Origin of the sequence: Mucilaginibacter inviolabilis, from assembly GCF_011089895.1 — a bacterium.
GTDB lineage: Bacteria > Bacteroidota > Bacteroidia > Sphingobacteriales > Sphingobacteriaceae > Mucilaginibacter > Mucilaginibacter inviolabilis.
In genome coordinates this window covers 54,119-67,386 of the sequence record NZ_JAANAT010000002.1, presented here as the reverse complement: position 1 = coordinate 67,386, position 13,268 = coordinate 54,119, and the positions used below count along the sequence as shown (strand labels likewise).

Sequence of the window (13,268 nt, the reverse complement as noted above, 5' to 3'; positions counted from 1 at the left end):
ACTAAATTCCCTCTTGCCAGGAATCCAATTCCCGGCACAATGATTGCCGTTTAAAAAAATGACAATTCGTAAAGAAGATTTTACCATTGGGTTAGGCAATCTATCCGTTTTGTTTACGAAACTTTGTACCATATTTTAATCTACATATACCATGAATAAAACAAAAATAGGATGGATCGGTCTGGGCAATATGGGTATACCTATGTCGCAGCAACTCATCAACGCTGGTTACCCGGTAACCGTTTACAATCGCAGTAAAGCAAAAGAAGCATCATTGAAGGCCATGGGCGCTGCCATAGCGGCAACCCCCAAAGAATTGATACAGCATAACGATGTTGTTTTTGTGATGGTCTCTAACGATGAGGCTATCAGAGATATATTTAATGGCAAGGATGGCTTATTGAGCGCCAAAGCTAAAGGCAAGATCATTATCAACATGAGCACCGTGTCTCCGGCTATCAGTAAAGAAATGGCCGCTTTATGCCGCGAGCAAGGCAGCGAGTACCTGGATGCCCCCGTATCAGGCAGTGTAAAACAAGCTCAGGAGGGCACATTAGTGATCATGGTTGGCGGCTCAAAGGCTGCTTTTGAACAAGCCAAACCCGTGTTGGAAAAACTGGGCAAGCTGGCCTTGTTGCTGGGCGAAACCGGCGCAGGCAATACAGCCAAGCTGGCCATTAACACCTTACTGAGTTTTCATGTGCAGGGATTGGCAGAAACCGTACTATTTGCCAGGCAAAATGATATCAAAACCGAGGATATACTCACCATTATCAATAACAGCGCGCTGGGTAATGTAATAGCCAAAATAAAAGGCGATGCCATTTTAAACGATAATTATAAGGCTGCATTCGCGCTGAAACATATTGCCAAAGACCTGCGCCTGGCCAAAGCCGAGGGTCTCAACTCGCCCCTGGCTAAAATCGCTTACCAAACTTTTCAGGAAGCCGAAGCCCAGCATGGCGAAGAGGATGTTATTGCGGTGATTAAACAGGTAGGGAAATAATTGAGGAGGGCCATTTCGTCCTATTTTTCCTATATGTCATTGCGAGCGAAGCGTGGCAATCTCCTCGCGTTCTCTTGAATAAGAATAGCTACGAGATTGCTTCGTCGTTCCTCCTCGCAATGACATGATTCTGGGTTGTCAATTCCGCGTTTTACCGTCATCACCGGAAAGCGGAAATTAAAAATTAGATATTTTGTCATCCTGAACGCAGTGAAGGATCTATTCTGCGACATTCACTGTTCAATAACAGATGCTTCGCTTCGCTCAGCATGACAATATGTTTTCCCCTACACCTTCAACACAAACCGCACCAGCCCCAGCACAAGACTCAGCAAGATCAGGTAAACCACATTAAGCTTAAATCTCTGCATCAAAACAAGCGATACCCCTATCCATACCAGCGACAAAACATTCAAATGATGCCATGACAGTCCACCCGGGAAAACAACATCTTTCCCTAAAAACAATGTCAGATTCAGGATCACGCCTACTACCGCGGCGGTAACCAGTTTCAGGATCTGGCTCATCACCTCGCTGCCATGCGATTTTTCGATCAGCGGTCCGCCGGCAAATACGTATAAAAAACAGGGCAAAAAGGTATAAAATATGGTAGCAAAAAGCGCTATGCTGCCCATGGCTACAGAGGCATGGAAATGATTAAAACCCGCCATAAAACCCACAAAGCCTACCACAATAATGAGTGGCCCGGGTGTAGTTTCGGCCAGGGCAAAACCATCAACCATCTGCGATTTGGATAACCAGCTGAGTTTACTTACCGCGAATTGCGCCACATAAGGCAGCACGGTATAAGAGCCCCCGATGGTAAAAAAGGCGGTTTGTGTAAAAAACAGGATCAATGTTTTCCAGAACAAAAAATCTGGACTAAACAGGTAAAAGAGAGCAAAAGGCAACAACCACAGCAACAGGAACACCAGCAATTGCAGCATCAGTTGTTTGGGTTGAAATGGCTGGTTTACGGTTGAAAATTTATTGATAAAATACTCCTGCTCATTGGCCGCTTGTTGCTCTTCCTGCCCGGCATCACCTTTTAAAATGCCAGGAAAGGCATACCGGATAAGAAGCGCCAACAAAATAGTGGCGATAATGATGGCAAGCAGGGGTATATTAAAAAAGAAGATACAGATAAATGCCATACCTGCCACCACATAATGCAGAATACCTTGTAGCGATTTTTGCCCTACCTTAAACAAAGCTCCTATAATAATGGCAATCACGGCAGGCTTCAGTCCGTTAAATAGGGCATATATCCAGGGCAGGTTTCCGTACCATACATAAATGATGCTGAGGCCAAACAGGATGAACATGGAGGGCAGCACAAACAGAATGCCGGCTACCAGCCCGCCTTTACGGCCATGCAATTGTTTGCCTATATAAATGGCCAGTTGCTGTGCCTCAGGGCCCGGCAATAACATACAGATACTTAATGCATGAAAAAAGCGGCTGTTACTGATCCACTTCTTTTTATCTACTAAAAAATCATGCATGATGGCGATGTGACCGGCTGTACCACCAAAGCTGATCCAGCCTAATTTGAACCAAAATTTCAGGGCTTCTTTAAACTCGGGGCGCCCTGCAGATAGCTTGTCCGGCATCTTTAAAAATACGAAAAAATACGCGTTAGAGCAATTAAAAAGGCCTTTACTTCTACTTTTTTCAATAATAAACTATCACGTGACAGCAACAGAAAAGGGTGTCATGCTGAGCTCCGTCGAAGCATGGTGGACAGGCCTCTGCGCTCTACCCTTCGACGGAGCTCAGGGTGACAGCCCGCTTTTTCAAACGTTTTGCAAACCAAGCATCTACAGAAAATGCTCCGGCACCGGTGATCATCAGCGATATTAGCCCGGCAATATACAACAGGTTTATCTCATAACCGGGAGGACCAAACTTAGGTCCCTGAGGCGTTAAGCCAATGGTATTTACTGAGCTGAAACCCAGTTTAAATTGCACGGTGATTATGGCTACCACCATGGTTATGATGAGCGGAATTGCCACCAGGGTGGTAAAACTCCCTGTCATGAGGGCAAGTCCTCCCCCAACTTCGGTTAAGGGTACCAGCCATGAAGTAAAATGCGGAAAGGGAACACCCGCCTGCGTGATCAGCTTTTCAAAGCCCGCCGGCCCGCGGCTCAGTTTCACCCAGCCATGCGCCACAAAACCAAATCCCATCACCAATCTTAAAATCAAAGGCGCGTATTGTTGATATTTTGTATTCATACGACTTTAGTCGTACAATAACTCCATTCCTTACAAGTTATTTGATTTTCTTTAAGAGAAAATAATGAGTATCCTTCAGTGCAAGAGTCTTAAAATTTCCGGCTGATTTTGGCTAAAGCCACTTTTGTGATCATTTTCCCGCCCCATAAATGGGACGGCAATGAATTGATATTTTCTATCGGCCTTGTTTTTCATTCATTGCCGTTTGGCTTCAGCCAACGGAACATGAGCATGAATGATGAAAGGCTTTAGCCTAAATAGTCGGCAGATGTTTTTTTAAACGCTCTACAGTTCCGCCAATGTTGGTGTTGTCACCAACATTATACGCGCTGGTTAATTACTCGTGCAGATTGTTGTTGGTGACAACACCAACAACGGCGGTGGTGATCAAAATCATGTTATTGTTGAGGAACGACGTGGACAACCGAACGAAGAGAGCTCATTAATACCGTAAAAAAACAAACACAACATTAATAATCGCATGCTATACAGAGTCGGGGAATCGATGATGTGGTAACTTAAAATCCACCTCAATTTCCCGCACACCATATCAAAACAACAGCCCGGTTATCTTTAGCAGATAACCGGGCTGTTTGGTTAAGATAAAACAAGGTCAAAAATCAACCGGTTTTAATTCATGTAGCATATCGAAAACCTAATACTTTTTAAATTTTCAAAAACCATCAAAAATTTGTTAAAAGCGTTAAAGCAAACTTAAAACGCTATTAAAAAACTCAATTATCGATTCATTTTACTCTGTTTTCGATCGAAAATTTGTTAAAATTCAAGCTTTAAAAAGTTTTGTATTTACACTTTACCAAATACTGCAATACCATTGTGCCCGCCAAAACCAAAGGTATTACTCATGGTTAAATTCACCGGATGACTGATAGTTTCCCCTAAAATAATATTCATGCTGCCGGGTACTGCAGGGTCAAGCTCAGTAGTATTAATGGTAGGTGGTATCAGGCTGTCGCGCATGGCCAGCAAACAGATAATAGCCTCAATGGCTCCTGCCGCACCCAGCAAGTGTCCGGTCATGGATTTGGTAGCGCTGATCTGTATATTGTTCTTTTCATTTTTGGTTAATACCTGTATGGCTTTCAGTTCGGATAGATCGCCCACTGGTGTTGAAGTGGCATGCATGTTCACATAATCTACATCGAAAATAGAAACTCCAGCCTCCTCTAAAGCCAGCTGCATACCTTTAGCTGCACCCAGGCCTTCGGGGTGGGTTGCTGTCATGTGGTAGGCATCGGCAGTCATAGCCGCGCCGCGCACTTCGCCATAAATATGAGCGCCGCGTTTTACAGCATGTTCATATTCTTCCAGGACCAATGCACCTGCACCTTCGCCCATGATAAAACCATCGCGGTGGGTATCAAATGGACGGGAAGCGCCCTGAGGGTCATCATTCCGGGTTGACATGGCCTTCATCGAACTAAAGCCACCAAATGAAGCCGGCGTAATAGGAGCCTCAGAACCGCCTGTAATGATCACTTTGGCCTTACCTAAACGGATGTAATTAAAAGCATCCATAATGGCTGTATTTGAGGTAGCACAGGCCGATACGGTAGTATAGTTGATACCCATATAGCCATGGCGGATAGAGATCATCCCAGAGGCCATATTAGTAATCAGCTTGGGCACAAAAAACGGACTAAAACGCGGATGTCCGTCGCCCAGAGTATATTCACGCACCTGCTCTTCAAAGGTTTCCATACCGCCCTGGCCCGATCCCCAGATCACACCAACATCAAAGGGATCCATCTTGTCGAGCTCAAAGCCGGAATCTTTAATAGCCTCGTCAGATGCTACCAGTGCATATTGGGTAAAAGGATCGGTACGTTTAAGGTCGGCCCTGTCCAGGAAATCGGCCGCGTTAAAATCTTTCAGTTCGCAGGCAAACTGCGTGCGGAACAAAGTGGGATCAAAATGGGTGATGCGCGCAGCGGCACTTTTGCCCGCCACTACATTTTTCCAAAAATCTTTTACTTGGTTGCCAAGCGGGGTTAGTGCCCCCAGGCCGGTTACCACTACTCGTTTTAACATGATTTTAAACTTTAAATAAAAATTTGGCAAAAGTACTTATAAAAATACCGCATGGTATATTGATGATGTAAATATATTTTTTGCCCGCTGGCTGTACGTTTTTACCATTTGGTAAGTGGATACACGCACAACCCGCTGAACTTTGTGCTATCAAATAATTTATATCATGAACACACAAATTCAAATCAGCAAACTACAGCATAAACGGATTATATTAATGGGTGGTACATCGGGCATTGGCCTGGCTACTGCCAAAGCAGCAGCAGAAGAAGGTGCTGAGGTGATTGTAGTATCAAGCAGTCAGCAACGGGTAGATAGCGCCCTGACCGAACTGCCAGAAAATGCCGCAGGCTACGCGGTTGACCTGAGCCAGGAGCAAAACATCAAGGCTTTTTTTGATGGCATAGGCAATTTTGACCATTTGGTATACACAGCCGCCGAAAACATCAGCTTAATTTATGTGAACGAACTGGAGCTGGAAAGGGCGCGCGACTATTTTAACCTGCGTTACTGGGGCGCACTGGCATCGGTAAAATACGCTGCTCCGCACATCAATAAGGGCGGTTCAATCTCATTAATGAGCGGCATTGCCAATCCGCGTCCGGGATCGGGCTGGTTGCTTGGCGCAAGTATTTGCGGTGCTATTGAAGGCCTAACCCGCGCCATGGCTGTTGAACTGGCACCGGTGCGTGTAAACGCAGTTTCGGCAGGCGTAGTGAAAACCAATCTTTGGAACAGTATTCCCGAAACTGATCGCGAAGCTTATTACAAATCTGTGGGCGACGCTCTGCTGGTAAAACGTGTTGGTGAAGCCGAAGACATTGCCCAGGCATTTACTTACCTCATGAAACAACAGTTTGCCACCGGCCAGATACTCATCACCGATGGCGGAACCGTGTTGGTTTAATGACACCAATCCCGGATTAAAGAAAGGAGCCTATAAGCCAATAGGTTCCTTCCTTTTCAGGTCAATGTTGTCTTACACCTATATCTTGGTTTTTCGGCATAAAGCGTTTACTTTTAACCTAACTTCTTATTGTATTTTAGTTATCAATCATATACTTGCAATGATATCTGTTAAAGTGAAATTCAAAGTAAAAGCCATCAGTTTTATTACCGCCATCATTTTAAGTACGGCTTTTAGCATACGCGCCTATGCACAACAGGAAAACCCCACGCGACCTAATATTATATTTATTATGTCTGATGATCATGCCAGTGCGGCTATTAGCGCGTATAACAAAACTTTGATTCACACACCCAACCTCGATCGCATCGGAAACGAGGGGATCGTTTTTAAAAATTGCTTTGTAACCAATTCCTTATGCAGCCCAAGCCGGGCCAGCATTCTTACAGGCATGTATAGTCACCTTACCGGTGCCCGTGATAATTCATTCTCGATGCGAATGAAGGATGATGTTGTAACCTTCCCTATGCTTTTACAAAAAGCCGGATATCAAACAGCCATTTTAGGTAAATGGCACTTACTTAACGAGCCTAAAGGCTTTAACTACTATTCGGTACTCCATGACCAGGGAGAGTATTACAATCCCGACTTTACGACCAACGGTGTTGCCGATCATGAACATGGATATGTAACCAATATCATCATGGATAAAGCACTGCAATGGTTATCGGAAACACAAAAAAATGGTAAACCGTTCTGTCTTATGATCCATAACAAAGCGCCGCATCGCAACTGGATTCCCGATACCTCTGATTTAAATGAGTTTAAAAAAGACCTGCCATTACCTGCAAGTTTATATGATGATTATTCAGGACGTGGAACTGCTGCTCATAAACAGGAGATGAGCATCGCAAAAAACATGACCATTCTCAGCGATCTGAAAGTAGGTGCTTCGGCAAAAAACAGCAAAGGAGCCTGGAGTATCAATGAGTTTAATAGAATGGACAGTGCCCAGCGCAACCAGCTTATCAGGTTTTATGCACAGGAAGATCAAAAAGCAGACACTTCAAAAATGACCCGGAAAGAATATATTGCCTGGAAATACCAGCGATATATTAAAGATTATCTGCGTTGCATCAAATCGATAGATGAAAACGTGGGAAGACTGCTAAGCTATCTTAAAAAAAGTGGACTGATGGATAATACCATTATTGTTTACACCTCCGATCAGGGCTTTTACCTGGGTGAGCATGGCTGGTTCGACAAACGATTTATGTACGAAGAATCTTTGCATACCCCCCTGATGATCCGCTACCCTCCACTAATTAAGGCAGGCCTGGTGAATAGTGCAATGGTATCAAATTTAGATCTGCCAAGTACATTCTTAAACATGGCCGGAGTTAATATCCCGCCTTCAATGCAGGGGAGATCGTTAAAACCACTACTGGAAAATAAAACTCCTGCAAACTGGCGTACGGCCGTTTATTATCACTTTTATGAATACCCGGGAGTTCACGCGGTAAAACGACATTATGGTATCCGCACCAGGGATTACAAGCTCATCCATTTTTATTATGATATCAATGAATGGGAATTGTATGATCTGAAAAAAGATCCGCACGAAATGCGTAATGTATACGATATGCCTCAATATGAAGCTGTAAAAAACTCCCTTACAAAGCAATTGGCTCAATTACGGAGTCAATATGGCGATTCTGACCAGCTGACAGAGGAAATTCTGGAACACGATAAAAATATATTAAAACAACATCAGAATAAATGACAATTAAGCAAGTGTATGCTTATAACCATTAGAGAAGCCTCTTTAAATGATATTGATGGTATCCAGGAAATTTTCGAGCATATTGTTAAAGCAGGCGATACTTACGCCTATGATCAGGAAACACTAAAAAAGATCTGCTTAAGCGATGGTTTGCACCTACTACTCATCGTCAATGGTGGAACCGTGTTGGTTCAACAAATTTGCGGTTAAAGACTTACGAAGTTTTTTAAACTTCGTAAGTCTGAATACAAAAAGTGGGTTTACACTTTTTTTCGATAAAATATATAATTAATTGACTATCAGATACATAACTCAACATCAACCATAAATTATGTAAACCCATGTAAACCCACTTTTTTGCTATTTGAGTAGTTAAAGACCTACGAAGTTTTAAAAACTTCGTAAGTCTGACTTTCATAGTTACCTTATATTTTTACGGATCCGGCTAAGCGATTGCGGGGTAATCCCTAAATAGCTGGCAATATCTTTTAAAGGCACACGTAGCGCGATATCAGGGTTTTGCTCTGTAAACAGCCGGTACTGTTCTTCGGCCGCTTCGCCAAGATAACGGTTACGAACATTTACCTTGTGTATCAAATGCTGCTGGTTAATTCCATCTATGACCTCCCGGAGGTAAGGCAGCTCTGTATACAGTCCCATCAATCTGGTTTTAGTTATCACCATGATCTCGGCATCACAACAGGCCTGGATAACTGTTGGAGTGATACTGCCTTCATTAAAACTCTGCAGAATAGTGCAGAGGTTATTTTCGCGGTAGAAAAAGTGGGTGATATCCACACCACGTTCATTATGAGTGGCTATACGTACCACGCCATTGCAAACAAAATACACCTCGGAACATACCCGATGCCCCTTAAACGGATACTCCCCTTCCTTAAAACTTTTCAGTTCAAAAGCGTTCAGGATCAGGAGGGCATCATCATCTGAAATGTGCCGAAACTGTTGAAAATAACTGATAAGCGGATTGGGCATAAGCATTCGAGCAAAATGATCAGGCAAATATATCAAAGCTTTGCAGTTCCTTCTCCTCGCCATTAATGATGACGGAGAGCTGATGTTTACCGGGATAAAAAGTACGGGTGGTGATTGGCTTAAATGGCTGTTTTCTTTTAATTACGGCCTTCTCGCCAGGCAGGTAAAGCCGTTCGCTTATTTTGAATACCTTTTTACTGAGTTGCCCATTGGCTTTATTATAGTAAATACCATATTCCAATCGTACGGTTTGCTTCTCCGCATGATCGTTGGTTACTGTAAAAGTAAATTCCAGGCTGTCCCCTATCTTAACTTCGGGCGTCAGTATCCGGAAGCCGGTCATAGCCAGACTTTTGCTCTCCAATCCATAATGCTGCAATATTTCGGCATGGCCGCTTTTTAAAAGGGTACGACTGGCATGTTTTATTATAGCGTCGGTTTCTTTACTGGTGCCGTGCCATTTGCGGGCAATGGCCATCATTACTTCCGGGTGATCTTTAGAGATATCGTTCAGGTTATTGGCTACGCTTTTACGTACCCATTCGGATGCATCATTCTTTAGGTTTTCTAAAACGGATAATACTTGCGTTGGATCTTTTTTCAACGCGGGTATCGCCAAACCCCAGGGCAGCCGTGGCCTGCTGCCTTCACTTGCAAAACGGCGCACCTTGTAGTTTTCATGTAACGACCATAGCTGCATTTGCGGCATCATCTGGTCGGTGTATTTTAGTAAGAATGGCCTTACCGCAAATTCACAGCTTACAAACTGGGTAATAAATTCCAGGGCCATAACGGATGTTTCATAATCATCAAGGCCATAAACTTCTATATAATCGGGCAGGAACATCATAGCCAGGCTGTCCTCACCAAAATGTTCAGCACGTAAGCGTGTAATGATCTTTTTCATCATTTCAACAGCTGCCGGAAAATCAGCAGGCATAAACTCACGCAACACTATGGAATTATGCCGCATCCGCTCTTTCAGCGCCTTGTTTTCATACCCATCAATAAAAATAAGCGACAGGAAACGCTTTTTATCAAAATCTGGAAGTATATGGGTAAGTACGTCTGTAAAGCGGTCATAAAACGCCGGAGAATAAATATCTTTTAACAAGCTGCTCATTGGTATTATTTGGTCTCTAAGGTATCAATTGAGGGCTGTTTTTACCAATTATCAATTTCACCCGCTGAGTAGCACATAATACTTATCATTTCATCAATAATACATGTTCAAACGAATAATATCAGCACTCTTTCATCGTCAGCAAAAACCAGGCACTCAATAAAAAACTTAATATTAATTATTTTTCACCTTTGTTAAGAAACACAAAACCAAAAGATCAATTATTACCTGTTGATAAAAATATTAAAGTAAAGAGAAATGAAGGTAGATATTGTTATTCTTTTTTATTTCGCCCCCAGATTACCGACAAATAAAAACCACAGCAGGATACCTGATTAACTTACTGTAACTCAACCCATGCTACAATTTATTTTCATATATTAATTTAACAAAAACAACTTATAAAGCACATATAATTCAAATGCTGAAAAACATAATTAAACCATTAATTAATGTTATTACAACACTTATCAACATTATATTAACTAAAAACCGCTTTTTTTATACTGAAAAGGCCCCCTTGGGTTAGTATTTACTTTCCCGGAACCATTCAAGTTAAATGTAATACTTAAAAGGCTATGAATATTATTCAGTGGAACATCAGCAAGGGCTAGCTAAAAGTGTAAATCCACTCAAAAGCGATGAAAGCTACTAGCTATTAAAACAACAAAAGGAGCAATCACTCGCTTTGTTGATTGCTCCTTATCAGATCAGTTAGACGCTCCTGGCGTTAAATCTTATTCGTAAAACTTAGGTGCTATCGCCATAGATAGCAACTCTGTTTTGTGTTTATCCAATAGCTTTTTCCACCAGAACTGAAACTTACGCGGATATACCACCCGCTCTTTAAAATCAGCCTTGTGAAGATCTTCCATAGCCAATAGTTTGTGCATCACTTTTCGTGAATGATCAACAACTGCGTGCGATCGTTCTGTATACCCCAATATGCGGTTTATTTCCCGGTTGGTTTTTCCTATCAGTATATATTCAAATATCTGCAAATGCAGTGTTGAAAATCCTTTGGTTTTGAGTAACGGCCTGCTTACTGATAATCTATCCTCCTTAATCATAAACCCCTTTGTTAAATCTTTACTTTACACTATTTTATTCACTCTCTAATCAACCTTAAATTATACATGGCAAGCAGGGGGCCATTGCACAGTTCTTATTTACAAGGATTACTTCCAGGTGCATTCGGGTCTTTTAATACTTTAAACTCAGTACGCCTGTTTAACTGGCGACCAGCAGGGTTATCTTTTCCGTTTGGAAGTGAGTTTGGTGCCACAGGTTTTCTTTTGCCATAACCTTTAGCGTATATACGTGTCGCTTCGATACCTTGTGATATGATATATGTAACACAGGATTGAGCCCTGGCCTGTGATAGCTTATCGTTATACTTATTTGAACCTATAGAGTCGGTATGCGCACTTAATTCAACCTTTATAGTTGGGTTATCCTTCAGCACAATTACCAGTGTATCCAAAACAAGTTTTGAGGCAGGTCTTAATGTGGCTTTGTTAAAGTCGTACAACACATTTTTGATGACAATAGGCTTATCCGGTGTAAAGGCCTGTAAGCAGATTTCCGGACTGTATAAGGTATCATTACGCATGGTGCCCGAGGCCGGTGCAGGAATATTTTTAGCAAAATAACAGCCTTTCTCCAATCGGAGGCTATGAGGGCGTTTATCGGTTACGTCAAATGCATATCGTCCTGTTTTATTAACCACCATTTGTTTAATGGTATCTTTTGTTAACGAGTCGATAAAGCTCACTTTAACGCCTTCTAACGGTTTATGAGTGTCGCAATCAGTAATAATACCCGATAACACATACTTTTTATTTACTGCCGAGAAAATAGCCAGGCAGCAGTCCGATTCACGGTCAGAGCTGATATAAAACTTGGTGGCATCATCATGATCCGGCAGGAAATATAAATCGTCTTTGGCCGAATTAATGGGATAGCCCAGGTTCTTGGGTTCGCTCCACTTATCTAATGTGCTTTGGCTTTCGAAAAAGTCAAAACCACCCAGACCTATAAATCCTTTTGAGCTATATACCAATCTTTTATTGGGCAGATCATAGTAAGGAGCCTCTTCATCAAACGCGGTATTGATCACACTACCCAGGTTAGTTGAATTTACCGCATCGCCATTAAAATTAAGGTAAGCCACCCAAATATCGTCGCCACCCTGGCCACCTGGCTTATTAGAAGAAAAGAACATACGTAAACCATCAGAAGTAACAAATGGCTGTATGGAGTTAAACCCATCCACATTTACATTACTATTCATTTTTTTTGGTGCCGACCATTCATTATCCACCTTATCGCAATAATAAATAGCGTGTATGGTTTTGCTGCCATCTTTGTACCAGCGGGTAAAATACATCCTCTTTCCATTTTCATTAAACGAAGGGGTTCCGTATTCTACTTCTTTTTTGCTTTCCGGATCTTTGAAACTGATCGCCACAGGTAAACCAGGTTTTGATTTATCAAGCTGATATACACGGTTCAGGTGTTTTTTCTCATCCTTAGCAAACCTGGATGAAGTAAAATAGTTGTTCCCATCACGTTGTACCAACGAGTAATCAGAACCATCTGATGAGTAAGGATCTTTCAACTTAGCTACCTCCACCAATAATGGATACTGATATTGATCTTTCGCAAAATGACAATTTTTGATCTCTTTGGTAGCAATATCCTTGTACTTGCTTTCGCCATTGTAATTGGCCTTAAATTGTTCCAGTTGTTTTATGGCATCGTCAAAGTGCTGAGTAGCCCTTAAACACACGCCATACCAAAGGCGGGCCAATGGATATTCTTTTTCATAGTTGGCACTGATTACTTTATAATACCAGCCTTCGGCCTCCACATAATTTTCATACAAACGGTATGACTCCGCTAACTGATAGGATATGTAGGCCTGATCACCTTGTTTTGTAGGCTTTTTGCTGGTTTTTTCGCCGGCATGATAGGGAATAGCCTGCAGCAAGGTAAGGCTCAACCCTTCGGCAGCTCTTTTGTAATAGAAAGCAGCCTCATAGTAATCCTTATTGTTAAATGCCTTGTCGCCATAAACCCTCGGATTTTCTTTACTATATTGGGCATTAACCCCTTTAAACACAAGCAGTATAAGTAAAGTAAAAATTATTTTCTTCATGTTGAT

11 protein-coding genes are annotated in these 13,268 nt (G+C 42.2%); 4 read left to right on the top strand and 7 right to left on the bottom strand.

Features of this window, described 5'->3' with window-relative positions; all coding sequences use genetic code 11:
• Nucleotides 1–151: 151 nt before the first annotated feature.
• The gene (locus G7092_RS16285; protein ID WP_166091072.1) at nucleotides 152–1,006 is read left to right on the top strand and encodes an NAD(P)-dependent oxidoreductase; all 855 of its coding nucleotides are present in this window, start codon (nucleotides 152–154) and stop codon (nucleotides 1,004–1,006) included.
• A 287-nt stretch (nucleotides 1,007–1,293) separates the two neighbouring features.
• On the opposite strand, the gene chrA is transcribed toward G7092_RS16285, so the two are convergent.
• The 3 genes from chrA to fabF form a co-directional block, all read right to left on the bottom strand.
• Nucleotides 1,294–2,619, bottom strand: coding sequence for a chromate efflux transporter (gene chrA / locus G7092_RS16280; RefSeq protein ID WP_166091071.1), 1,326 nt, complete (start codon nucleotides 2,617–2,619; stop codon nucleotides 1,294–1,296).
• A 145-nt stretch (nucleotides 2,620–2,764) separates the two neighbouring features.
• Entirely contained in the window at nucleotides 2,765–3,244 is a 480-nt protein-coding gene (locus G7092_RS16275; protein WP_166091070.1) for a DoxX family protein, read from the bottom strand.
• Between the two features lie 807 nt (nucleotides 3,245–4,051).
• Nucleotides 4,052–5,296, bottom strand: a complete 1,245-nt coding sequence (fabF, locus tag G7092_RS16270; protein WP_166091069.1) for a beta-ketoacyl-ACP synthase II — start codon at nucleotides 5,294–5,296, stop codon at nucleotides 4,052–4,054.
• 166 nt (nucleotides 5,297–5,462) lie between these two features.
• Between fabF and G7092_RS16265 the strand changes: the two genes are divergently transcribed.
• The 3 genes from G7092_RS16265 to G7092_RS16255 all read left to right on the top strand — a co-directional run bounded on the left by G7092_RS16265 (nucleotide 5,463) and on the right by G7092_RS16255 (nucleotide 8,196).
• Complete coding sequence (locus G7092_RS16265; protein ID WP_166091068.1) at nucleotides 5,463–6,203, top strand: SDR family oxidoreductase; 741 nt, start codon at nucleotides 5,463–5,465, stop codon at nucleotides 6,201–6,203.
• Nucleotides 6,204–6,363: 160 nt separating this feature from the next.
• Nucleotides 6,364–7,986 (top strand): sulfatase family protein, encoded by a 1,623-nt coding sequence (locus tag G7092_RS16260; RefSeq protein WP_166091067.1) that lies wholly within the window; start codon nucleotides 6,364–6,366, stop codon nucleotides 7,984–7,986.
• Nucleotides 7,987–8,001: 15 nt separating this feature from the next.
• Entirely contained in the window at nucleotides 8,002–8,196 is a 195-nt protein-coding gene (locus G7092_RS16255) for a GNAT family N-acetyltransferase (RefSeq protein WP_166091066.1), read from the top strand.
• A 210-nt stretch (nucleotides 8,197–8,406) separates the two neighbouring features.
• Here G7092_RS16255 and G7092_RS16250 read toward each other — a convergent pair whose 3' ends face one another.
• The 4 genes from G7092_RS16250 to G7092_RS30535 all read right to left on the bottom strand — a co-directional run bounded on the left by G7092_RS16250 (nucleotide 8,407) and on the right by G7092_RS30535 (nucleotide 13,262).
• Complete coding sequence (locus G7092_RS16250; protein ID WP_166091065.1) at nucleotides 8,407–8,979, bottom strand: Crp/Fnr family transcriptional regulator; 573 nt, start codon at nucleotides 8,977–8,979, stop codon at nucleotides 8,407–8,409.
• Between the two features lie 19 nt (nucleotides 8,980–8,998).
• Entirely contained in the window at nucleotides 8,999–10,102 is a 1,104-nt protein-coding gene (locus G7092_RS16245) for a DNA alkylation repair protein (protein ID WP_166091064.1), read from the bottom strand.
• 737 nt (nucleotides 10,103–10,839) lie between these two features.
• Nucleotides 10,840–11,172: a helix-turn-helix domain-containing protein gene (locus tag G7092_RS16240; RefSeq protein ID WP_166091062.1), complete on the bottom strand. Its 333-nt coding sequence runs from the start codon at nucleotides 11,170–11,172 to the stop codon at nucleotides 10,840–10,842.
• A gap of 95 nt (nucleotides 11,173–11,267) precedes the next feature.
• Nucleotides 11,268–13,262, bottom strand: coding sequence for an OmpA family protein (locus G7092_RS30535; RefSeq protein WP_202985339.1), 1,995 nt, complete (start codon nucleotides 13,260–13,262; stop codon nucleotides 11,268–11,270).
• Nucleotides 13,263–13,268: the final 6 nt, after the last annotated feature.